We start from the raw sequence: 22,141 nt of genomic DNA, 5'->3' as shown, positions 1-22,141 counted from the left end.
TGGTCGGGCCAACCAGAGCCACCTCAACCAGCCGGAAAACAACCTAAATCACCGGTATTGGCCCTAGGCCCCCGGGGCCGCGGAGCGGTCAGCCCTCGACGCGGGGCGCGTACGTGCCGAAGCTCCAGATGTTGCCCTCGACGTCCCGGGCCAAGTAGTCCCGGGAGCCGTAGTCCTGGTCGGTCGGGGGCATCAGGATCTCCGCGCTGTGGTCCGCCGCGTGCCGGTGGTGGGCGTCCACGTCGTCCACCACGACGTACACCCCCGCGGGGCCCGCGCCGCGCATCGCCTCGTCGAAGCGGCCGCCGCGGCCCTTCGAGCCCAGCATCACCGCGCCGTTGCCCTGCACCAGCTCGGCGTGGTGCACGAGGCCGTCCTCGCCCTCGTACACCGCCAGTTCCGTGAAGCCGAAGGCCTCCGTCAGCTGCTTGACGGCCGCCTTGGCGTCCGCGTACAGCAGCGTCGGGTAGATGCTCGGGCGTTCGCCGGCCGTGTCCGCCATGCCGATCACTTCCCTGTGAGTCGATGCGCACCGACGAGTGCGGTGCGCCGCCCAGTCTGGCACCGGCCACTGACAGCGCCCCGGCGCGAACACACCCGGAAAAGCGCTTGCCCACCCCCGTTAGAATGTCCCCCATGGCCATTCTCCTCGTGCATTAGACCGCGGGTACGTCCTCAGCCGCCCACCCGCCTCCCTCCCCCGAGCTCTACGAGCAGGGGGCGCCCCAGCCCTGGAGTCTGTCCGTGATCTCCGCCTCCGGCATCGAGCTGCGCGCCGGTGCCCGCGTCCTCATCGAGTCCGCCACCTTCCGCGTCGCCAAGGGCGACCGCATCGGCCTGGTCGGCCGCAACGGCGCCGGCAAGACCACCCTCACCAAGGTGCTGGCCGGCGACGGCATCCCGGCCGCCGGCACCGTCACCCGCTCCGGTGAGGTCGGCTACCTTCCGCAGGACCCCCGCACCGGCGACCTCGACGTGCTCGCCCGCGACCGCGTCCTCTCCGCACGCGGCCTGGACACGCTGATCCGCAAGATGCGCGACAACGAGCAGCGCATCGCCACGGGCAAGGGCTCCACCCGCGAGAAGGCGCTCAAGCAGTACGAGCGCCAGGAGACCGAGTTCCTCACCAAGGGCGGGTACGCCGCCGAGGCCGAGGCCGCCACCATCGCCGCCGCGCTCAACCTGCCCGACCGGGTGCTCGGCCAGCCCCTGCACACCCTCTCCGGCGGTCAGCGCCGCCGGATCGAGCTGGCCCGGATCCTGTTCTCCGACGCCGACACCCTGCTCCTCGACGAGCCCACCAACCACCTCGACGCCGACTCGATCATCTGGCTGCGCGACTACCTGAAGACCTACCGCGGCGGCTTCATCGTCATCTCCCACGACGTCGACCTGGTCGAGACGGTCGTCAACAAGGTGTTCTACCTGGACGCCAACCGCGCCCAGATCGACGTCTACAACATGGGCTGGAAGCTCTACCAGCAGCAGCGCGAGGCCGACGAGAAGCGCCGCAAGCGCGAGCGCGCCAACGCCGAGAAGAAGGCCGCCGCGCTGCACTCGCAGGCCGACAAGATGCGCGCCAAGGCCACCAAGACGGTCGCCGCGCAGAACATGGCCCGCCGCGCGGACAAGCTGCTCAGCGGCCTGGAGGCGGTCCGCCAGTCCGACAAGGTCGCCAAGCTCCGCTTCCCGGAGCCGGCGCCCTGCGGCAGGACGCCGCTGACCGCCGAGGGCCTGTCGAAGTCGTACGGCTCCCTGGAGATCTTCACCGACGTCGACCTGGCCATCGACAAGGGGTCGAGGGTGGTCATCCTCGGGCTCAACGGCGCCGGCAAGACCACTCTGCTGCGGCTGCTCGGCGGCGTCGAGCAGCCCGACACCGGCGAGGTGATCGACGGCCACGGCCTCAAGCTCGGCTACTACGCCCAGGAGCACGAGACCCTGGACCCGGACCGCACGGTGCTGGAGAACATGCGCTCGGCCGCTCCCGACATGGACCTCGTGGAGGTCCGCAAGGTGCTGGGCTCGTTCCTGTTCTCCGGCGACGACGTCGACAAGCCGGCCGGGGTCCTCTCCGGTGGCGAGAAGACCCGCCTGGCACTGGCGACCCTGGTCGTCTCCTCCGCCAACGTCCTGCTGCTCGACGAGCCCACCAACAACCTCGACCCGGCCAGCCGCGAGGAGATCCTCGGCGCGCTGCGTACCTACAAGGGCGCCGTCGTCCTCGTCACGCACGACGAGGGCGCGGTCGAGGCGCTGCAACCGGAGCGCATCATCCTGCTGCCGGACGGCGTCGAGGACCTGTGGGGCGCGGACTACGCGGACCTCGTCGCCCTCGCCTGACCGACAGGCGATCAACGGCGTATGGATCATTCAGCCCATTGGTGATCCACCATCTGTGTGAGATCTCCTCGTATCGAGGTGTGTCCTCCATCGATTTCGCGGCCGAGCCCTTATGTGCCAAGGGCTCGGCCGTCGTGCGTCCCTGACCAGGCACTTCGCGGAAGAACCCGAACGGCGGTACGGGCGCCGAGGCGCGGAATGACGGATTCCGCTTGTGGGGATGTGCTCCTGTCGTCACGGGTGGGTCTCACGGACCTTGCCGAATGGGTGGCCATCGGGCCCCGGAGGGGTGATCATGAGGGGACCAGAGCGCACTTCCCATGAGGAGGCACGGGTGGCCGAGACTCTGAAGAAGGGCAGCCGGGTGACCGGCGCCGCGCGCGACAAGCTCGCGGCAGACCTGAAGAAGAAGTACGACGCCGGTGCGAGCATTCGGGCGTTGGCCGAGGAGACCGGCCGCTCGTATGGCTTTGTTCACCGGATGCTCAGCGAGTCGGGTGTCACGCTCCGTGGGCGTGGCGGGGCGACGCGGGGCAAGAAGGCCCCGTCGGCCTGAAACCGCGGGCGGCCCACGGCTTTCGACGGTGACCACCCGGTCGGTTCTCCGATCGGCCGGGTAGTTACTGTGCAGTCACTTATGATGCCCGCGAGGGCATCCACGATGACCGCACCCGTCGGAGGCGCACCATGGTCCCGCCCGAGCACGACCTCGATCCGGTACTCGACAAGGACGGCGTACGGCTCACCGTCGACGACTCGATCGCCACGGTGACGCTGACCAACCCGGCCAAGCGCAACGCGCAGAGCCCTGCTCTGTGGCGGGCGCTGACCGAGGCCGGTCGGCTGCTGCCGGGCTCCGTCCGCGTCGTGCTGCTGCGCGGTGAGGGCAAGTCCTTCTCCGCGGGGCTCGACCGGCAGGCGTTCACGCCCGAGGGGTTCGACGGCGAGCCGTCGTTCCTCGACCTCGCACGTGGTTCCGACGCCGAGCTGGACGCGACCATCGCCGAGTACCAGGAGGCGTTCACCTGGTGGCGGCGCAACGACATCGTGTCCGTCGCCGCGGTCCAGGGGCACGCCATCGGGGCGGGCTTCCAGCTGGCATTGGCCTGTGATCTGCGCGTCGTCGCCGACGACGTGCAGTTCGCCATGCGCGAGACCAGTCTCGGGCTGGTCCCCGACCTCACCGGCACGCATCCGCTGGTGGGCCTGGTCGGCCAGGCCCGCGCGCTGGAGATCTGCCTCACCGGCCGGTACGTGGGCGCCGCCGAGGCGGTGAACACCGGGCTGGCGAACCTCGCCGTGCCCGCGGACCAGCTCGACGCGACCGCACGGGACCTGGCCGCGGCGCTCCTCGCAGCGCCCCGCGACGCCGTGGTCGAGACCAAGGCGTTGCTGCGCGGTGCCCGGGAACGGTCGTACGAGGAGCAGCGCGCCGCCGAACGCGAGGCGCAGGCCCGGCGGCTGCGGGACCTCGCCGGCACCGGCGACTGACGGCGCCGCCGCACCGGGCGCGCGATCGTTCCCGTCCGCCTACCGTGGTTCGGGACGGCGACCGAAAGGACGTACGGCGATGACCATGGAACAGGACCGGACGAAAACCTCCGAGGGCGAGCGGGAGGTACCGGAGACCACCGCGACCCGCAGGGCACAGGCGACCCGGCGCGGCCTGGGAGACCCCGCCACCCGGGGGCGGACCACCATCGCCGACGGGGTCGTGGAGAAGATCGCCGGGATGGCCGCGCGCGACGTGGTCGGGGTGAGCGCCATGGGCGGCGGGTTCGCGCGGACCTTCGGGGCCGTGCGCGACCGCGTCCCGGGCGGTACGAAGTCCGTGACCCGCGGCGTGAAGGCCGAGGTCGGCGAGGTGCAGACCGCGCTCGACCTGGAGATCGTCGTCGACTACGGCGTGTCGATCATCGACGTGGCGCGGGCGGTCCGGGAGAACGTGATCGCGTCGGTGGAGCGGATGACCGGTCTCGAGGTCGTCGAGGTCAACATCGCCGTCAGCGATGTCCAACTGCCGGAGGAAGAGGAGGAGGAGATCGAGCCGCGCCTCCAGTGACCCACCGGTCACCACGGCGGCGAAGGACCGAGGGCGAGCGGACGACGGCCCGGCGACGGCCGAGGAGTTGAGGAGCGCGCAATGAGCATGGCCGTGGCCGGCATGATCGCCGGTATGGCGCTGGGCTTCGCCGGGTATTTCGGCGGCTTCGGCGCCTTCCTGCTGGTGGCGGCTTTGGGCGCCGTCGGCTTCGTCGTCGGCCGGTTCCTGGAGGGGGACCTGGAACTCGGCGACTTCTTCCGCCCCCGTGACCGCCGGAGGTGACCCCCGGTGAACGGTGGGAACGGCGAGCCGGGCACCGTCCCGGCCGGCCTGCTGCCCGGCGACCGCGGAGCGACGACGATCGCCGACCGTGTCGTCGCCAAGATCGCCGCCCGTGCGGCCCGTGAGGCGCTCGGTGCCCTGCCGCCGGACGCCGCGCCGCCGGACGCCACGGTGGTGGTGCGCCACGACGTCGCCCGCGTCCGGATCGTCCTCGACCTCCCCTACCCCAGCGACATCGGCGCGTGCTGCGGTGCGGTGCGTCGCCAAGTGGTCGAGCGGGTAGGCGCGTTGGTGGGAATACAGGTGCCGGAGGTCACGGTCCTGGTGGAACGGCTGCATCCGGCACCCGCGTACGGCACGGCACAGGGGAGGACGCGATGAGCGAGCCCCAGGGCTCCGAGGGCACCACACAACGCCTGCCGGTCATCGAGAAGGACGACACCCTCGGGTGGCCGGCCGCCCCGGACACCGGCGGCCCCCCGCCCGTCCAGGACGGCGGGGACGGCCGCGGCGGCCGGTTCTGGTCGCCGCGGCGGGTGCCCGCGGGCATCGTCGCCCTGCTGCTCCTGATCGTGGCGGGCGCCTTCCTGTACGACATCGCGGCCGTCCGCGCCGGCCGGCCCGGACTGCGCTGGCGCCGGGAGCTCGCCCGGCAGCTGGCCGAGCGACCGCTGGACGACACCTGGGTGCTGGTCGGCGCGGGTGTCACCGCGCTCCTCGGCCTGTGGCTGCTCGTGCTGGCGGCCACTCCGGGGCTGCGCCACCTGCTGCCCATGCGGCGCACCCATCCCGACGTGCGGGCCGGGCTGCACCGGGACGCCGCCGCGCTGGTGCTGCGCGACCGGGCCATGGAGATCGCCGGCGTGCGGTCGGCGCGCGTGCGGCTGCGCCGCCGCAGGGCCGACGTACGCGTGGTCTCGCACTTCCGGACGCTGGAGGAAGTGCGCGCCGACCTGGACACCGTGCTCACCGAGGCGGTCCGGGGCCTGGGCCTGACCCGGCCGCACGCCTTGACGGTGCGCGTCACGCGGCCCGGACGGAAGGGGTGAGGACGTGCGCGGGATCGTCCACAGGGTGCTGACCGGGCTCGTCGGTCTTGTGCTGCTGGTGGTGGGCGGATCGGTGCTTGCCGTGGGGATGGGCGTACGGCCGCCCTCGTGGTGGATCCACCGCGGCCGGCACGACGTCCTGCTGAGCGCCGCCGAGCGGACGCGGTGGCGGGAGGCCGGCTGGTGGTGGCCCGCCGTTCTCGGCGCCCTGGCCGTCCTGGTGCTGCTGGCCCTGTGGTGGCTGGCCGCGGTGGTGCGCCGGCGGCGGCTCGGCGAGGTGGTCGTCGACACCGGGGACGGCGAGACGGCCCTGCTGCGGGGCCGGGCCCTGGAGAACGTCCTGGCCGCGGACGCCGAGCAGCCCGACGGCGTCGCCGGCGCCCAGGTCCGTCTGACCGGCCGCCGCGGCGCCCCCAGGACCCATGTGCGGCTCCTCCTGGAACCCCATGCGGACCCGGGAGCGGTCCTCGACCACCTCACCGGCCGGGCCCTCGTCCACGCCCGGGACTCCGCCCGTCTCGCGGCGCTTCCGGCGGAGGTGCGGTTGAGGGCGGTGAGGCATCGCGCGGAGCGAGTGAGCTGACCCGGCCCGGTGTGGTGCCGGCTCAGAACCCGTGCCGGGCACCGCCGTCCACCGGCAGCATCACACCGGTGACGTAGGAGGCGGCGGGCGACAGCAGGAACGCGGCCGTACGGCCGAACTCCTCCGGCGTGCCGTACCGGCGCAGCGGCACCCGGGACTCGGCGGCCGTCCGTGTCGCCTGCGGGTCCGCGGACAGCGCGTCCAGCTCGCGCACGCGGTCCGTGTCGATGCGGCCCGGCAGCACACCCACGACCCGGATGCCCCGCGGTCCCAGCTCGTCGGCGAGGGACTTGGCGAACCCGGCCAGGCCGGGCCGCAGCCCGTTGGAGATGGTCAGCCCCGCGATCGGCTCGTACACGGACCCGGAGAGAACGAACCCGACGACCCCGCCCGGTTCCAGCTCGGCCGCCGCCGCGCGGGCGAGCCGCACCGCGCCGAGGAACACCGACTCGAACGCGGCCTGCCACTGCTCGTCGGTGTTGTCGGCGACGAAGCCGGCCGGCGGTCCGCCGACGCTCACGAGCACGCCGTGGAAGCCGCCGAAGTGCTCCCGCGCCGCCGCGATCAGCCGCGCCGGCGCGTCGGCGTCCGCGTTGTCCACGGCCACCCCGACGGCGTTCGGCCCCAGCTCGGCCGCCGCCGCGGCGACCCGCTCGCCGTCCCGCCCGGTGATGACCACCTTCGCGCCGTCGGCGACGAGCTCGCGCGCGGTGGCGTTGCCCAGTCCGCGCGTGGAGCCGGTGACGACGTACACCCGGTCCTTCAGTCCAAGATCCATGGCCCCTATCCTGCCCGGTCGCTCCGGCACGGGGCGAGGCCGACGGGGACGACCGCCGCTACACGGCGGCGGGTTCCGCCTCCGGCGCGGCTTCCTTCGCCGCCGCCTGCGCGCGCTCACGTGCCTCGCGGCGCAGCAGCACCACCCAGCCGACCGGGACGCCCGCCGTGAACAGCCACCACTGGATGGCGTACGCCAGGTGCGGGCCGATGTCGCTGTGCTCCGGGTCGGGCAGCAGTTGCGGGCTGCCGCCCTGCGGCGCGGGCGAGGTCAGCTGGACGTAGCCGCCGAGGACCCGCTTCCCGAGCCGCTCGGCCTGCTGCGTGCTGCTGATCAGCATCACCTGACGGTCGGGCAGGCCCTTGACGTCCTTGATGCCGCTCGCCGCGGTCGTCTCGTCGGGCATCAGCCGGCCGGTGACGGTGATCTCTCCGCGCGGGGGTGCCGGGATCTTCGGGAACTCCGTCTGCGAGGCGTCCGTGGGGACCCAGCCCCGGTTGACCAGGAGGACCCTGCCGTCGTCCAGGACGAAGGGGGTCAGCACGTGGTAGCCGATGTCGCCGTTGTCGTTGGTGCGGCGGCGCACGACCTCCTCGTCCGCGGTGTCGAAGTGCCCCTTGGCGGTGACCCTGTGGTACAGGTCGGCGTGCTTCACGGTGGCGCCGGGCGAGGTCAGCGACTCGGCCGGCACCGGCCGCGCGGCCAGCGACTCGGTGATCACCTGGTTCAGCGCGACCTTGTGCTCATGGCGGTGCAACTGCCAGAAACCCAGCCGGATCATCGTCGGGATCAGCGCGATCGCGAGGATGGTGAGGATCACCCACTGGCGGGTCAACAGGAAGCGGTACACCCCACGACGGTACCTCCGCGGCCGTGGGGTGTTTTCGGCAGGGGTGTCCTCAAACGCGGTCGACGATTCCGACCCTCCCCTCGGCGCGGGCGCAGTGCGCGCCGCAGTACCAGTGCCCCTCGACCTCGACGCCCTGACCGATGATCTGGACACGACAGTGCTCGCAGATCGGTGCCATGCGGTGGATCGCGCAGGCGAAGCAGTCGAAGACGTGCACCGAGTTCTGTGCGTGCACCTCGAAGGTCATTCCGTAGTCATTGCCGCATACTTCACATCTCGCCATGCGCCACAGGGTGAGCCGTGCCCGCGGCGCGGGCGAGCGGACCATGGGCGAGTCGCCCGGTAATCACCCGTACGCCCGTCAGCGGCCCTCCGCCGGTTCCACGTCCCTGAGCAGCTGCCCGAACGCCGCCTCGTCCACCACCGGAGTGCCGTGCTGGCGTGCCTTGACCACCTTCGACGTGCCCGATTCCGGGTCGTTCGTCACCAGCAGGCTGGTCAGCCGGGACAGGCTGGTGGACACGTGCAGTCCGGCCTCGGTGGCCCGGTCCTCCAGCAGTTCGCGGTCGGTGGAGGTGTCCCCGGAGAAGGCCACCCGCATGCCCTGCTTGAGGGGCTTGCCGTCCTCGTACCGACCCGGGTTGGGGTACGGGCACGCGGGCCGCTTGCGTGAGGCGCGCCAACTGGCCGCGCGGTAGCCGCCCGACTGCTGCCGGGGCACCGGCCGGTCCGACCACTCCGTCAGCGGCCGGCACTCCAGCAGCGGCAGCCGCACGCCGCCCGCCGCCGCGGCCCGCAGGCTCGGCCTGAACGCCTCGGCCAGCACGCGCGCGTCGTCCAGCGCGTGGTGCGCCCGCTGCTGCACGACGCCGAAGTGCGCCGCCAGCGACTCCAGCTTGTGGTTGGGCAGGGGCAGGGCCAGCTCCTTGGCGAGCGCGATGGTGCACAGCCGCTGCCGCACCGGCGCCTCGCGCTCCGCGCGCGCGTACTCCCGCGCGATCATCTGCCAGTCGAACACCGCGTTGTGCGCGACGAGCACCCGGTCCGCCAGCCGCGCGGCGAACTCCTCGGCGATCTCCGCGAACAGCGGAGCGCCCTCCAGGGCCTCGCTCGTCAGTCCGTGGATCCACACCGGTCCCGGGTCCCGCTCGGGGTTGACCGTCGTGTACCAGTGGTCCTCGACCTCGCCGCGCGCGTCCAGCCGGTAGACCGCCGCGGAGATGATGCGGTCGTCGCGGGCCAGGCCGGTGGTCTCCACGTCAACGACCGCGTATCCCTTCGGATACGCGGCCGGCCACGGTGTGGGGGGCAACCCTGCGAGCGTGCGGTCTTCGAGCATGGTCACTGAGGATACGGGCCGCGACCGACAGCCTCGCCCACCGGGCGCCCGGCAGAGGCGGCGAACGGCCTCCCGGAGGACCGGGGGTGCGCCTCACGGGACATCAGGAACCGTGCGGGGACAGGACGGACGAACCGTGCGATCCTCCGTCCTGTGACGGAACCAACGCATCACGAGCCGCACGGCAGCGCGCTCGGCGCGCGGCTCAACTGGCTGCGGGCGGCCGTGCTCGGCGCCAACGACGGCATCGTGTCCACCGCGGGACTCGTCGTCGGTGTGGCCGGTGCGACGGACTCCCGTCCGGCACTGCTGACCGCGGGGCTCGCCGGTCTGCTCGCCGGGTCCATGTCGATGGCGGCGGGGGAGTACGTGTCGGTGTCGACCCAGCGGGACTCGGAGATGGCCGCGCTGGCCCTGGAACGAAGGGAGCTGCGCGAGCAGCCCGAGGCGGAGCTGCGGGAGCTGACCGACCTGCTCCAGGCCCGGGGTCTGACGCGTGACGTGGCCAGGGAGGCGGCGGAGCAGCTCACCGAGCGGGACGCGCTGCGGGCACACGCGAGCGTGGAGCTCGGCATCAACCCCGACGAGCTGACCAACCCGTGGCATGCGGCCGGGGCGAGCTTCCTGGCGTTCACGGTCGGCGCGCTGCTCCCCCTGCTGGCGATCGTGCTGCCGCCGGCGGCCTGGCGGTTGGGTGTCACCGTGGTGTCGGTCCTGGCCGCCCTCGTCCTCACCGGCTGGAGCAGCGCCCGCCTGGGAGCGGCCGCGCCCGGCCGGGCGGTGCTGCGGAACGTGGCCGGCGGGGCGCTGGCCATGGCGGTGACCTATGTGGCCGGGACCCTGCTGGGCGCGGTGGGGGCCTGACGCCCCTTCGTCCGACGGGCCGGACGGGTCCGCTCACCAGCGGATCGGCAGCGGCAGCGCCGTCAGCAGCCCCGACACCGCGACGACCGCGCCGAGGACGGCGACCTCGGCGCGCGCGGGGGCGTACGCGGTCAGCGGGTCGGGTGCCCTCCGCAGCCTGATCCGGGCCCACAGGGCGAGCAGGGCGACACCGGCCACGAGGACCACCTTGGCGAGCAGGGTGCGGCCGTACGCCGTCGCCGTCAGCTGATGCAGCACCGTGTCCGCCGGCATCCGGCGCAGTGTGCTGCACACACCCGTCGCGGTCACCCCGGCGAGCGCGGCGGCCGCCACGCGCGCGTAGCGGCCCAGCAGGGCGGCACCCGCCGCGGCCCCGTGCCACAGCCGCAGTGTGCGCAGCGCGTGCAGCAGACCGCCCACCCACAGGGCGCCGCAGACCAGGTGCACGACGGCCAGCGAGGAGCCGGCGAGTGGGGTGCTCTCGGTCCCGGGGTGCGCGCGCAGCGCCTCGGCCACGACCACCGCGGCGAGCGGCCACAGTTGCGTCGCCGGGCGCCGGGAGAGCGCGCACAGGCCGGTGACGAGGAACGCGTTGACCTCCAGCAGGGCCAGTGCCCCGTCGCGGGTCCGGTGCAGGCCGCCCACGTCGATCTGGGCGGGGCTGTGCGGGACCAGGTTGCCGGTGGCCACCACGGAGGCGAGGCCCAGGGCGGCGAGGAAACCGGCGGCGGCCGCGCAGAGGGCCCAGCTGCGAGGACGTCCGGCCGGCGCACCGGGTACGCGGTCGGCCAGCCGGTTCACGAACAACTCGCCGACGGGGACGCAGAGGGCCGCGAACAGCACTGTCCGCAGCACCGCTATGCCGCCGGCTCCAGGTGCCGCCGCCTCACCGGTGCCGTGCAGGACGGCGGACGGGCCGAGCAGGGGTATGAGGGCGGCGAGCGCCACCAGGACGAGGACGGCGGCGGCCCGGACCGTCGCGCCGCGCCGCCCGGTCCCTCGCGCGTCCCCCGTCCCGGCGGCCGGTCGTATGAGCGTCACCCAAGGATCTTCACCAACCACCCCGAAAGGGGCAAGCGCGCACGACCAAGTGGGGGAGCCCGATTCCGCCCGCACCGCCGTGCGCGCTCCGTCCCGGGCGGCTCCCGGGGGCACGTGCCGTCACATGCCCCGTGTCCGCGTGCCGCCCGCTTCGGTCAGGTCCAGATGGGTGCGTCCGTGCCCCAGGGCCCCGGTGGGCGGGGCCAGTTCGTCGGGGCGTCGGTGAAGGCGACGGGTGGACGGGCGTGGCGCAGGCGGCCGAGTCGGCTGGCCGTTTCGTCCAGCCAGGGGCCGGGGCTGTCGTAGGCCGGGCCCCGCACGGTGTCCGTCGCGGGGGCAGGTCCGGTGCCGGGCCGCGTCAGCCAGGATGCCGTGCGGGCCAGGGCCAGTCGTACGACCCGGGTGCCGCCTTCCCGCGTCTGCTCGGTCAGGGCGCGCAGCACCGCCGCCGCCAGAAGGTAGCCCGTGCCGTGGTCCAGGGCCTGCGCGGGCAGGGCCCCGGGCTGCTCCGGCGACCCCTCGGTCGCGGCGATTCCGGTGGCGGCCTGTACGAGGCTGTCGAAGCCCCGGCGTCCGCCCCAGGGTCCGTAGCGGCCCCACGCCGACAACTGCGCCACGACCAGTCCGGGCCGCCGTTCGGCCAGCGCCTCGGGGGAGAGCCCGAACCGGTCCAGGGCGCCGGGCCGGTATCCGGTGACCACGACGTCCGCCTCGGCGAGCAGTTCCTCGAAGAGGGCCCGGTCGACCGCGAGGTCCAGTACCGCCGACCGCTTCCCGAAGCCCGTGTCCGCGTGCAGGCCGGCCTCTTCGGGACGGTCCGGCGCGTCCAGGCGCAGCACGTCCGCGCCCAGCAGGGCGAGCGTGCGGGTGGCGACGGGACCCGCGAGCACCCGGGTCAGGTCCAGGACGCGCAGCCCGGCGGCGGGCAGCAGGGGAGTACTCGCGACGGGCGGCAGTACGCGCGCGTGTGCCTTGTCCAGCCGCTCCCGCTCGACCAGCGGCCGGGCGGCGACGGCGACTCCCTGTTCGTGCGCGGCCCATTCCCCGGGGGTGCGCAGTGCGACGGCGAGGCCTCCGGCCGCGTACACGGCCTCCTCGACCTCGTGCGCGGACCGCTCGGCGAGTACGGAGGCGACCCGGTCCACGTCGTCCGGCACGTCGAGCGCCCGGAGCAACGACTCCCGGTGGTGCGGGTAGTTGGCGTGCGTGCGCACCCAGCCGTCCGCCGTCCGCCAGAACCGCGACAGCGGCGCGAAGGAGACGGGTGCCTTCCCGTCCACCAGCAGACGCCGTTCACTGAGGAACGCCGTGGCCACGGCGCCGTCGTCCATGTGAACCGCCGGCACCGCGGCGAGCCCTGCCCGTTGTGCGCCGAGTTCGGCGGCGGCCAGGGCGCAGGCGGACACGCACGTGCGTGCCAGTTCCCGTACGGGAAGGCGCGCCGGGAGCGCGCCTTCCCGCTGCACGGTGGTGACCCGCGACAGGAGGGCGGGATCGCCGCCCAGCGCGGACCACGCGTAGGTGATGTCAGTCATGACCGCACTATGCGGTGACCGGCCGACATCTCCCGTGTCTACTTGGTCACGGCGTTGAGGGCGTTGACCATGCCCTCGCCGTAGAAGGCGTTCTTGCCCTTGCCGCCCTTGCACTCGGCGTCGATCTTGCCGTCGCCGTTGATGTCGTACGGGGTGGTGCACTCCATCTTGTCGGCACCCTGGGTCAGCAGCGCCTTCACCTGGTTCGGCTTGGCGTCCGGGTGGGTCGACTTGATGAGCGCGGCGACGGCGGCGGCGTGCGGCGACGCCATCGAGGTGCCGGCCATGTAGCCGTACTGGCCGCCCGGCAGGGTGCCGAGGATCCGGCCGTCGACGGCGGGGGCGGCGGGCGTCTGGTAGCGGGTCGAGTCGCCGCCCGGCGCGGTGACGTTGACGACGCCCTGGCCGTAGTTGGAGAACGACGACTTGATGCCCTTGGCGCCGACGGAGGAGACCACGACGGTGCCCGGCAGGTTGGCCGGGATGTCCAGGCACTTCTTCGGGTCGATCACCCGGTCGCCGGGGGTGGTGTCGTTCGGGCTGCCCGGGTCGAGGATGGTCTTCCCGGCCAGGTCCCAGTTGTCGTTGCCGGCGGCCGCGACGTTGACCGTGCCCTTGCCCTCCGCGTACTTCGTGGCCCGCGACACGGCCTCGACCAGAGCCTTCTGGTCGGGGTCGTCGGTGCAGTTGAAGTTCCACGGGTCGGTGTAGTAGCTGTTGTTGGTGACGTCCACGCCGTGCTCGGCGGCCCAGATGAAGCCGCACACCACGGCCTCGGTGTAGAACCAGCCCTGCGGCGTCGACACCTTGATGCCGGACACCTTCACACCCGGGGCGACACCGACCATGCCGACGCCGTTCTTCGCGGCGGCGATCTCACCGGCGACGTGCGTGCCGTGCGAGCTCTCGCCCTTGTTCGGCCGCCAGGCGCCGTCCGCCGTGTTCGGCTTGCCCGACACGCAGTTCACCGAGGCCGCCCGGTTGAAGTTGGCGGCGAGGTCGGGGTGGGTGTCGTCCACACCGGTGTCGATCACGCCGACCGTGACCTTGGAGCTGCCCAGGGTGACCTCGTGGGCCTTGTCCGCCTTGATCATCGGCAGGTCCCACTGGAGGCCCTGGAGCGGCTCCTGGCCGGTGGCGGACGCCTCGGTCGCCGCCGCCAGCTCCGCGCCGGTGAGCACCTCCGGCGCCCACATCTCGGTGGTGGACTGCGGGGACAGCGGAGCGGTCCGGGTGGCGCCGGCCGACTCGACCCCCTTGTCCTTGCGTATCTCCTTGGCGAACCCGGCGTTCGACGAGTGGACGACTATGACGCCGATCTGGTCGTACGCGATGACGACCGAGCCGCCGGCCTTGCCGATCGCCGTCTGAACGGCCGCGGAGCTGTGGCCGGGACGGACGTTGACGACGTAGCTCAGCGCGTCGCCGTCGGCGGCGGCGGAGATGCTCGCAGCGGCCGCCTGCGGACCGGCCTCGGTGGCGGAGGCCACGTTCGGCAGGAAGGCGAGAGCGGAGGCGACGGCCATCCCGAGCGGGATGGTGACGGTACGCCGGTTGAGGCGAACGCTCATGTGAACTCCAGTGTTTCGAACCATTGCGGTGCGGCATGCCCGAGGCATGCGAGGCGTGGGGGGCGCTTGTGGAAGTGACGGACCGTGCCGGTCACTTGATCGCGCGGAGCGCGTTGACGAGGCCGAAGCCGTAGAACCCGTTGCGGTTCTTGTTGCCCTTGCAGAACGAGTCGACGACGCCGTTGCCGTCCGGGTCGTAGGGCTCGACCGGGCACCCCGGGTTGTCCGCCTGGGCCTTGAGAAGGGCCAGCAACTGGGCGGGCTTGGCGTTCGGGTGGGCCGACTTCAGCAGCGCGGCGACACCGGCGACGTGCGGAGCGGCCATCGACGTGCCCTGGAGGTAGCCGTACCGGCCCTCCGGCATGGTCGACAGGATGCGGCCGTTGCCCGACGGGGTGTCCGGGATCTGGTACTTGTCGCCGCCCGGTCCCGCGACGTCGATGACGCCGTCGCCGTAGTTGGAGTAGTACGACTTGAGGGTCTGCACGCCGGTGGCGGCGACCGTCACCACACCCGGCAGCTGCGCCGGCACGTCGAGGCACTTCCTCGGGTCGATCGTGCGGTCGGCCGGGGTCGTGTCGTTCGGGCTGGATGTGTCGAGGATCGACCTGGCGGCCAGGTCGTGGTTGGAGTTGCCCGCGGAGGCCACGCTCAGGGTGCCCTTGCGCTGCGCGTACAGCTGGGCCCGGCCGACCGCGTCCAGGACGGCCTTCTGGTCGGCGTCGTCCTTGCAGTTGTACAGCCACGGGTCCACGTAGTAGCTGTTGTTGGTTATCTGCACGCCGTGGTCGGCGGCGAACACGAAGGCGCAGACCACGCTCTCCGGGTAGAACGTCTCGGTGTCCGGCTCGGCCACCCGTATCCCGGAGACCTTCACACCCGGCGCGACGCCCGCGACGCCCGTCCCGTTGCGGGCGGCGGCTATCTCACCCGCGACATGCGTGCCGTGGTAGTGGTCGGGGCTCGCGGGCCGCCAGGCGCCCGGCGAGGTGTCCGCCTTGCCGCCCACACAACTGGCCGACTGCTTGGCGGAGAAGTTCGGCGCCAGGTTCGGGTGGGTGTCGTCGACACCGGTGTCGATCACGGCGACGGTGACCTTCGGGCTGCCCGGGTTGATCGCGGCGGCCTTGTCGGCGCCGATGGCCCGCAGGTCCCACTGCTCGGCCTCGAGGGGTTCCTGGGCGACCTGGCCCTTCGGGTGCTTCGACGGCTCGGCGGCCTTCTTCAGCCGTGCGACCTCGGCCGCGGAGAGGTACTCCACCGCCCCCTCGTCCGTGGTCTCCGACGCGCGTAGAGGCGCGGTGCGGGTGGCGCCCGCGGAGTCGACCCCGTGGGCCCCGCGGATGGTCCTGCCGAAGTCCGGGTTCGCGGAGCGGACCACGATGACGCCGATCCTGTCGTACGTCGTCACGATGGTGCCGCCGGCCGCGGTGATGGACCGCTGCACCTGGGCGATCGTGTGGCGGTCCGTCCCGGTGTTGACGACATAGGCCATGACCGGCGCGTCCTTCGCCTGCGCCGCCGAGGCCGCGCGAGGTGCCGCCGACGCCGCCGAGGGCAGGAAGCCGAGCGACGCGGTCAGCGACAGCGCGATTGGCGCGGCAAGGGCGAGGCGGCGTCTGGAACGCAGATGAGCCATGGGGTCCCCACATCATCCGGGTACAGGCAGGCAAGGGCCGCAGGTGGGCGGCCCCGCAGGTACATGACGGGTGGTGCAGGGTGAAGCTATCTTGCCGCCTCCCCCACCAGCAATGACTTAGCAATGACTTGTTCAGACCGGTTGCGAAACAACCAACAGGACTTGAACCGGTCACCGCGTGGCGCCGTGGACCTTGGGCGGGGAACCGAAGCACGATCGGGCCCCCGTCCCAACCGCATCCGACACGCGAGGAGACCGACGTGGCCACCGAGACACCGCCACCCTCGAAGACCCAGGCCCCACTCCCGACCACCGAGGAGTTCGTCGCGGTGCGGGACAGCGCGGAGTTCGACGAACTGCGCCGCTCCTACCGATCCTTCGCCTTCCCGCTGACCGTCGCCTTCATCGCCTGGTACCTGCTGTACGTGCTGCTCTCCAACTACGCCGGCGGCTTCATGGGCACCCGGCTGTTCGGGAACATCAACGTCGCCCTCGCCCTGGGCCTCGCCCAGTTCCTCACCACGTTCCTCATCGCCTGGTGGTACGCGCGGCACGCCGCCGCCAAGCTCGACCCCAAGGCCGAAGCCATCAAGTCCCGGATGGAGGGCACCGAATGAGCCCCGCGACCGCACCCGTGCTGACCCTCGCGGCCGGTGAGGCGAGCCAGCACCGGCCGCTGATCATCACCCTGTTCTCGGTGTTCGTCGTCGCGACCCTCGTCATCACCGTCTGGGCCGGCCGGCAGACCAAGGACGCCGCCGACTTCTACGCCGGCGGACGGCAGTTCACCGGCTTCCAGAACGGCCTCGCCGTCTCCGGCGACTACATGTCCGCCGCGTCCTTCCTCGGCATCGCCGGCGCCATCGCGCTGTTCGGCTACGACGGCTTCCTGTACTCCATCGGCTTCCTCGTCGCCTGGCTGGTCGCCCTGCTCCTGGTCGCCGAACCGCTGCGCAACTCCGGCCGGTACACCATGGGCGACGTACTGGCCTACCGGATGCGCCAGCGCCCGGTCCGCACCGCCGCCGGCACCTCCACCATCGTCGTGTCGATCTTCTACCTGCTGGCCCAGATGGCCGGCGCCGGCGTCCTGGTCTCCCTGCTGCTCGGCATCACCAGCGACGGCGGCAAGATCGGCATCGTCGCGCTGGTCGGCGTGCTGATGATCGTCTACGTCACCATCGGCGGCATGAAGGGCACCACCTGGGTGCAGATGGTCAAGGCCGTCCTGCTCATCGTCGGTGCCCTGCTGCTCACCTTCCTGGTCATGCTGAAGTTCAACTTCAACATCTCCGACCTGCTCGGCAAGGCCGCCGCCAACAGCGGCAAGGGCACCGCCTTCCTGGAGCCCGGACTGAAGTACGGCGCCACGGGCACCACCAAGCTCGACTTCCTCTCGCTCGGCATCGCCCTGGTCCTCGGCACCGCCGGTCTGCCGCACATCCTGATCCGCTTCTACACCGTCCCCACGGCCAAGGCCGCCCGCAAGTCGGTGATCTGGGCGATCGGCCTGATCGGCGCCTTCTACCTGATGACCCTCGCGCTCGGCTTCGGCGCCGCCGCGCTCATCAAGCCCGACGAGATCATCGCCTCCAACAAAGCGGGCAACACCGCGGCGCCACTGCTCGCCCTGCACCTCGGCGGCGTCGACTCCAGCTGGGGCGCCATCCTGCTGGCGTCCATCTCCGCCGTCGCCTTCGCCACGATCCTCGCCGTCGTCGCGGGCCTGACCCTGGCCTCGTCGTCCTCCTTCGCCCACGACATCTACGCCAACGTCATCAAGAAGGGCACCGCCTCCGAGAAGCAGGAGCTGACCGCGGCCCGCTGGGCGACCGTCGGCATCGGCGCGGTCTCGATCGTCCTGGGCGCCCTCGCCCGCGACCTGAACGTCGCCGGACTGGTCGCGCTCGCCTTCGCCGTCGCCGCCTCCGCCAACCTGCCCACGATCCTCTACAGCCTGTTCTGGAAGCGGTTCACCACCTCCGGCGCCCTGTGGTCGATCTACGGCGGCCTGGTCAGCGCGGTCGGCCTGGTGCTGTTCTCACCGGTGGTGTCGGGCAAGCCGACGTCGATGTTCCCCGACGTCGACTTCCACTGGTTCCCGCTGGAGAACCCGGGCCTCATCTCCATCCCGGTCGGCTTCCTGCTCGGCGTCGTGGGCACCCTCCTGTCCAAGGAGACGCCGGACGACGGCAAGTACGCCGAACTGGAGGTGCGCTCCATGACGGGCACCGGAGCGCACTGAGCGCCCACCCGTCCAGGCCGGCCGCGTCGTAGGTCCCTACGACGCGGCCGCGCCGTATCTCGTGACTTCCGGCGCTGTCGTTGTCAGTGGTGTCACGTAGGCTCACAAATGACGGGAACTCCGCGTGGTACGCCACATGGACCGAGACGAGGGAGGGGGCCACATGCTCATCGACACCTACGGCCGGGTGGCCACCGACCTGAGGGTCTCGCTGACCGACCGGTGCAACCTGCGCTGCTCGTACTGCATGCCGGAAGAGGGCCTGCAGTGGCTGGCCAAGCCGACCCTGCTCACCGACGACGAGATCGTCCGCCTGATCGACATCGCCGTCACCTCCCTCGGCATCACGGAGGTCCGCTTCACCGGCGGCGAACCCCTGCTGCGCCCCGGCCTGACCGGCATCGTCGAGCGGGTCGCGGCCCTCGCTCCCCGTCCCCAGATGTCCCTCACCACCAACGGCATCGGACTGAAGCGCACCGCGGCCGCCCTGAGGGACGCCGGCCTGGACCGGGTCAACGTCTCCCTGGACACCCTGCGCCCGGACGTCTTCAAGGCGCTCACCCGCCGGGACCGCCACCACGACGTCATAGAGGGCCTCGAAGCCGCCCACGCGGCCGGCCTGACCCCGGTGAAGGTCAACACCGTCCTGATGCGCGACCTGAACGCGGACGAGGCCCCGGACCTCCTGGCCTGGGCGGTGGAGCACGACTACGAGCTCCGCTTCATCGAGCAGATGCCCCTGGACGCCCAGCACGGCTGGAAGCGCGAGGGCATGGTGACCGCGGCCGAGATCCTGACCTCGCTGGGCACCCGCTTCGAACTGACCCCCGAGAGCGTCGGGGAGCGCGGCTCGGCCCCGGCCGAACGCTGGATCGTGGACGGCGGCCCGCACCGCGTCGGCGTGATCGCCTCCGTCACCCGCCCGTTCTGCGCGGCCTGCGACCGCACCCGCCTCACGGCCGACGGCCAGGTCCGCACCTGCCTGTTCGCCACCGAGGAGACGGACCTGCGCGCCGCGCTGCGCTCCGGCGCCCGCGACGAGGAGATCGCCGACATCTGGCGGGTGGCGATGTGGGGCAAGAAGGCGGGAGCGGGCCTCGACGACCCGTCGTTCGTCCAGCCGGAGCGGCCGATGTCGGCGATCGGCGGTTAGGCGCCGCCGTCCGCGCCCTCGTCCGGCGCATCCCACTCGCCGAAGGGGACCACGTCCTTCAGGAAGCCGCGCACACCGAGGAACTGCGACAGGTGCTCCCGGTGCTCCTCGCACGCCAGCCACGTCTTGCGGCGCTCCGGTGTGTGGATCTTCGGGTTGTTCCAGGCCAGCACCCACACGGCGGCCACACGGCAGCCCTTGGCGGAGCAGATCGGGGTTTCGTCGGTCACGGGTTCATCTCACAGCCACGGCACACAAGGCGACGCCGAGCAGCCACGGGGGGAGCTGCCCGGCGTCGGTCTGTCGCTCCGACGGGGGATGCGGAGCGCGTAGGAAGTATGTCACGGGTAACCCACAGCCCGGCACCGGAACAACATGATTGATCTGAGCTTTTCCTGAGCTTCCCGAGAGGCTGCCGTCCGGCCGCCGGGACGGTCCAGGTCAAGCGCTCTCACGCGGCTCGCGCGCGGCCCCGGCAGCGGTGTCACCCGCGGTGTCCTCCGTGGCGGACCCGGCGAAACCGTCGTCGGCGCCCGGCGGCGTGATCATCGGTTTCGGCGGCATGGCGACGAACGTCGACGGCAGTTTGGGCGCGCCCTCCCGACCCGCGTTCGCGATGACGACGGCGATGTAGGGCAGCACGGCCCCGAGCACCAGCGCCACGATCGCCACGTACCGTTCGACGTTCCACAGCGCCACCGCGAGGATCACCGACGCCGTACGGATCGACATCGAGATGACGTACCGGCGCTGCCGGCCGCGCACGTCCTCCTGAAGGCCCGTCCGGGCTCCCGTGATCCGGAACACCTGGGCATTGCCCTCGCCGTGCTCTTTCCGCATCACCCGTCCACCATTCGCCCGTATCGGACAACTCCCCGGCCCGCGTCCGGTCCGTGACCGGTCGGGACAACGGCCCGCACGCACTCCACGTTACGCCGCGTTCCCGGCGCCCACGAGGGCGGGGCCGCCGTTCTGCCTGCGTCAACGGCCCTCGGCCCGCGTCCCCGCGGCCTCCGGCGGCCGCGCCCGGGGTGCGACGCGGCGAAGCCGCCCCGACACTGGGCGTAACGCTCACGTCGAGCGGGACGAGGAGGCAGCCATGGGCTGGTTGTGGGCGATCATCGTGGGACTCGTGCTGGGGCTGATCGCGAAGGCGGTCATCCCGGGCAAGCAGCACAGCCCGCTCTGGCTCACCACGATCTTCGGCATGCTCGGCGCGACCGTCGGCAACGCGGTCGCCCGCACGGTCGGGGTCGCCTCGACCCGCGGCATCGACTGGAGCAGGCACTTCTTCCAGCTCGTGGCGGCGATCATCATCGTCTTCGTCGGCGACATGGCGTACATGGCACTGTGGGGCAACAGGAAGCGGGAAGAGGCCCAGCGGGCCTAGGCTCCGCGCCGTTCCGCGGGACGGCCGAAGGGGCGGGCCACCGGAAAAACCGGGTGGACCGCCCCTTCATGCCTGAGCCGCGTCCGGGCTCAGCCGCTCGTGACCTCGACCGCCGCGAGGTTCTTCTTGCCCCGGCGCAGCACCAGCCAGCGGCCGTGCAGCAGGTCGTCCTTGGCGGGGACCGCGTCCTCGGCGGTGACCTTGACGTTGTTCACGTAGGCGCCGCCCTCCTTCACCGTGCGGCGCGCGGCCGACTTGCTGGGCACCAGGCCGACCTCCGCGAGCAGGTCGACCACCGGGCCGAGCTCGGCGACCTCGGCGCGCGGCACCTCCGACAGCGCCGCCGCCAGGGTCCGCTCGTCCAGCGCGGTCAGCTCGCCCTGCCCGAACAGCGCCTTGGACGCGGCGATCACGGCGGCCGTCTGCCCGGCGCCGTGCACCAGCGTCGTCAGCTCCTCGGCCAGCGCGCGCTGCGCGGCCCGGGCCTGCGGGCGCTCCTCGGTCTGCCGCTCCAGTTCCTCCAGCTCCTCACGGGACTTGAAGGACAGGATGCGCATGTAGCGGGAGATGTCACGGTCGTCCACGTTCAGCCAGAACTGGTAGAACGCGTACGGCGTCGTCATCTCCGCGTCGAGCCAGACCGCGCCGCCCTCGGTCTTGCCGAACTTGGTGCCGTCCGCCTTGGTCATCAGCGGCGTCGCGAGCGCGTGCGCCGCCGCGTCCGGCTCCAGGCGGTGGATCAGGTCGAGGCCCGCCGTGAGGTTGCCCCACTGGTCGCTGCCGCCCTGCTGGAGCGTGCAGCCGTACCTCCGGTAGAGCTGGAGGAAGTCCATGCCCTGGAGGATCTGGTAGCTGAACTCGGTGTAGCTGATGCCCTGGTCGGACTCCAGGCGGCGGGCGACGGAGTCCTTCGTCAGCATCTTGTTGACCCGGAAGTGCTTGCCGATGTCCCGCAGGAACTCGATCGCGGACAGGCCCTGCGTCCAGTCGAGGTTGTTCACCATCACGGCGGCGTTCTCGCCCTCGAAGGACAGGAACGGCTCGATCTGGCCGCGCAGCCGGTCCACCCAGCCGGCCACCGTCTCCGGGTCGTTCAGCGTGCGCTCGGCGGTCGGGCGGGGGTCGCCGATCAGGCCCGTGGCGCCGCCGACCAGCGCCAGCGGCCGGTGTCCGGCCTGCTGGAGCCGGCGCACGGTGAGCACCTGCACCAGGTGCCCCACGTGCAGTGACGGCGCCGTCGGGTCGAAGCCGCAATAGAACGTGACGGGACCGTCCGCGAGCGCCTTGCGCAAGGCGTCCTCGTCGGTGGACAGGGCGAACAGCCCACGCCACTTCAGCTCGTCGACGATGTCCGTCACGGTTCTCGTGTCTCCTAGATGCGGCTCGGTGCGCGCTCGGTGCTCTTCGGGCAGTCGGGTGACAGCCGACTACGAGG

General features: G+C 72.0%; 25 protein-coding genes. 13 read left to right on the top strand and 12 right to left on the bottom strand.

Going from position 1 to position 22,141, the window contains the following annotated elements:
• Positions 1 to 88 precede the first annotated feature (88 nt).
• Positions 89 to 502 (bottom strand): VOC family protein, encoded by a 414-nt coding sequence (locus tag CG719_RS34545; RefSeq protein ID WP_100572658.1) that lies wholly within the window; start codon positions 500 to 502, stop codon positions 89 to 91.
• Positions 503 to 744: 242 nt separating this feature from the next.
• Between CG719_RS34545 and CG719_RS34540 the strand changes: the two genes are divergently transcribed.
• From CG719_RS34540 to amaP, 8 genes are all read left to right on the top strand, one after another.
• Positions 745 to 2,343, top strand: a complete 1,599-nt coding sequence (locus CG719_RS34540) for an ABC-F family ATP-binding cassette domain-containing protein (RefSeq protein WP_100572657.1) — start codon at positions 745 to 747, stop codon at positions 2,341 to 2,343.
• Positions 2,344 to 2,677: 334 nt separating this feature from the next.
• Positions 2,678 to 2,899, top strand: a complete 222-nt coding sequence (locus CG719_RS34535) for a helix-turn-helix domain-containing protein (RefSeq protein ID WP_029385158.1) — start codon at positions 2,678 to 2,680, stop codon at positions 2,897 to 2,899.
• Positions 2,900 to 3,030: 131 nt separating this feature from the next.
• Complete coding sequence (locus tag CG719_RS34530) at positions 3,031 to 3,834, top strand: enoyl-CoA hydratase/isomerase family protein (protein ID WP_100572656.1); 804 nt, start codon at positions 3,031 to 3,033, stop codon at positions 3,832 to 3,834.
• 79 nt (positions 3,835 to 3,913) lie between these two features.
• Entirely contained in the window at positions 3,914 to 4,405 is a 492-nt protein-coding gene (locus tag CG719_RS34525; protein ID WP_199836894.1) for an Asp23/Gls24 family envelope stress response protein, read from the top strand.
• Between the two features lie 81 nt (positions 4,406 to 4,486).
• Positions 4,487 to 4,669: a hypothetical protein gene (locus CG719_RS34520; protein ID WP_100572655.1), complete on the top strand. Its 183-nt coding sequence runs from the start codon at positions 4,487 to 4,489 to the stop codon at positions 4,667 to 4,669.
• A gap of 6 nt (positions 4,670 to 4,675) precedes the next feature.
• Complete coding sequence (locus CG719_RS34515; RefSeq protein ID WP_100572654.1) at positions 4,676 to 5,050, top strand: hypothetical protein; 375 nt, start codon at positions 4,676 to 4,678, stop codon at positions 5,048 to 5,050.
• Positions 5,047 to 5,718 (top strand): DUF6286 domain-containing protein, encoded by a 672-nt coding sequence (locus tag CG719_RS34510; RefSeq protein WP_100572653.1) that lies wholly within the window; start codon positions 5,047 to 5,049, stop codon positions 5,716 to 5,718. The genes CG719_RS34515 and CG719_RS34510 overlap by 4 nt, the downstream gene beginning before the upstream one ends.
• A 4-nt stretch (positions 5,719 to 5,722) precedes the next feature.
• A complete protein-coding gene (gene amaP / locus CG719_RS34505; protein WP_100572652.1) occupies positions 5,723 to 6,301 on the top strand; it encodes an alkaline shock response membrane anchor protein AmaP in 579 nt (192 codons plus the stop codon).
• A gap of 22 nt (positions 6,302 to 6,323) precedes the next feature.
• On the opposite strand, the gene CG719_RS34500 is transcribed toward amaP, so the two are convergent.
• The 4 genes from CG719_RS34500 to CG719_RS34485 all read right to left on the bottom strand — a co-directional run bounded on the left by CG719_RS34500 (position 6,324) and on the right by CG719_RS34485 (position 9,268).
• The gene (locus tag CG719_RS34500) at positions 6,324 to 7,079 is read right to left on the bottom strand and encodes an SDR family oxidoreductase (RefSeq protein WP_100572651.1); all 756 of its coding nucleotides are present in this window, start codon (positions 7,077 to 7,079) and stop codon (positions 6,324 to 6,326) included.
• Between the two features lie 58 nt (positions 7,080 to 7,137).
• Complete coding sequence (locus CG719_RS34495; RefSeq protein ID WP_100572650.1) at positions 7,138 to 7,929, bottom strand: SURF1 family cytochrome oxidase biogenesis protein; 792 nt, start codon at positions 7,927 to 7,929, stop codon at positions 7,138 to 7,140.
• Between the two features lie 49 nt (positions 7,930 to 7,978).
• The gene (locus CG719_RS34490) at positions 7,979 to 8,212 is read right to left on the bottom strand and encodes a hypothetical protein (RefSeq protein WP_100572659.1); all 234 of its coding nucleotides are present in this window, start codon (positions 8,210 to 8,212) and stop codon (positions 7,979 to 7,981) included.
• 78 nt (positions 8,213 to 8,290) lie between these two features.
• A complete protein-coding gene (locus tag CG719_RS34485) occupies positions 8,291 to 9,268 on the bottom strand; it encodes a DEDDh family exonuclease (protein ID WP_100572649.1) in 978 nt (325 codons plus the stop codon).
• Between the two features lie 153 nt (positions 9,269 to 9,421).
• Between CG719_RS34485 and CG719_RS34480 the strand changes: the two genes are divergently transcribed.
• Complete coding sequence (locus tag CG719_RS34480) at positions 9,422 to 10,132, top strand: VIT1/CCC1 transporter family protein (protein WP_100572648.1); 711 nt, start codon at positions 9,422 to 9,424, stop codon at positions 10,130 to 10,132.
• Positions 10,133 to 10,165: 33 nt separating this feature from the next.
• On the opposite strand, the gene CG719_RS34475 is transcribed toward CG719_RS34480, so the two are convergent.
• The 4 genes from CG719_RS34475 to CG719_RS34460 form a co-directional block, all read right to left on the bottom strand.
• Positions 10,166 to 11,173, bottom strand: a complete 1,008-nt coding sequence (locus CG719_RS34475) for a CopD family protein (protein ID WP_100572647.1) — start codon at positions 11,171 to 11,173, stop codon at positions 10,166 to 10,168.
• A 155-nt stretch (positions 11,174 to 11,328) separates the two neighbouring features.
• On the bottom strand, positions 11,329 to 12,708 hold the full coding sequence (locus CG719_RS34470) for a CoA transferase (RefSeq protein WP_100572646.1): 1,380 nt from the start codon (positions 12,706 to 12,708) through the stop codon (positions 11,329 to 11,331).
• A gap of 38 nt (positions 12,709 to 12,746) precedes the next feature.
• On the bottom strand, positions 12,747 to 14,279 hold the full coding sequence (locus CG719_RS34465) for a S8 family peptidase (RefSeq protein ID WP_100572645.1): 1,533 nt from the start codon (positions 14,277 to 14,279) through the stop codon (positions 12,747 to 12,749).
• 91 nt (positions 14,280 to 14,370) lie between these two features.
• The gene (locus CG719_RS34460; protein ID WP_100572644.1) at positions 14,371 to 15,918 is read right to left on the bottom strand and encodes a S8 family peptidase; all 1,548 of its coding nucleotides are present in this window, start codon (positions 15,916 to 15,918) and stop codon (positions 14,371 to 14,373) included.
• 260 nt (positions 15,919 to 16,178) lie between these two features.
• Between CG719_RS34460 and CG719_RS34455 the strand changes: the two genes are divergently transcribed.
• The 3 genes from CG719_RS34455 to moaA all read left to right on the top strand — a co-directional run bounded on the left by CG719_RS34455 (position 16,179) and on the right by moaA (position 19,316).
• The gene (locus CG719_RS34455) at positions 16,179 to 16,535 is read left to right on the top strand and encodes a DUF485 domain-containing protein (RefSeq protein WP_100572643.1); all 357 of its coding nucleotides are present in this window, start codon (positions 16,179 to 16,181) and stop codon (positions 16,533 to 16,535) included.
• Complete coding sequence (locus CG719_RS34450) at positions 16,532 to 18,163, top strand: solute symporter family protein (protein ID WP_100572642.1); 1,632 nt, start codon at positions 16,532 to 16,534, stop codon at positions 18,161 to 18,163. The genes CG719_RS34455 and CG719_RS34450 overlap by 4 nt, the downstream gene beginning before the upstream one ends.
• 163 nt (positions 18,164 to 18,326) lie before the next feature.
• A complete protein-coding gene (gene moaA, locus CG719_RS34445; RefSeq protein WP_100572641.1) occupies positions 18,327 to 19,316 on the top strand; it encodes a GTP 3',8-cyclase MoaA in 990 nt (329 codons plus the stop codon).
• On the opposite strand, the gene CG719_RS34440 is transcribed toward moaA, so the two are convergent.
• Both CG719_RS34440 and CG719_RS34435 read right to left on the bottom strand, forming a co-directional pair.
• Complete coding sequence (locus tag CG719_RS34440; RefSeq protein ID WP_100572640.1) at positions 19,313 to 19,546, bottom strand: hypothetical protein; 234 nt, start codon at positions 19,544 to 19,546, stop codon at positions 19,313 to 19,315. The two genes, moaA and CG719_RS34440, sit on opposite strands and share 4 nt — an antisense overlap.
• 211 nt (positions 19,547 to 19,757) lie before the next feature.
• Positions 19,758 to 20,156, bottom strand: a complete 399-nt coding sequence (locus tag CG719_RS34435) for a DUF3099 domain-containing protein (RefSeq protein WP_100572639.1) — start codon at positions 20,154 to 20,156, stop codon at positions 19,758 to 19,760.
• 259 nt (positions 20,157 to 20,415) lie between these two features.
• Here CG719_RS34435 and CG719_RS34430 point away from each other — a divergent pair, with 259 nt between their 5' ends.
• Entirely contained in the window at positions 20,416 to 20,706 is a 291-nt protein-coding gene (locus CG719_RS34430) for a GlsB/YeaQ/YmgE family stress response membrane protein (protein ID WP_100572638.1), read from the top strand.
• A gap of 89 nt (positions 20,707 to 20,795) precedes the next feature.
• Here the strand turns inward: CG719_RS34430 and tyrS are convergent, their stop codons facing one another.
• The gene (tyrS, locus tag CG719_RS34425; RefSeq protein WP_100572637.1) at positions 20,796 to 22,064 is read right to left on the bottom strand and encodes a tyrosine--tRNA ligase; all 1,269 of its coding nucleotides are present in this window, start codon (positions 22,062 to 22,064) and stop codon (positions 20,796 to 20,798) included.
• Between the last annotated feature and the right edge of the window lie 77 nt (positions 22,065 to 22,141).

Origin of the sequence: Streptomyces sp. CB01373 (assembly GCF_002803075.1) — a bacterium.
Lineage (GTDB): Bacteria > Actinomycetota > Actinomycetes > Streptomycetales > Streptomycetaceae > Streptomyces.
This window is presented reverse-complemented; position numbering and strand designations above follow the sequence as displayed.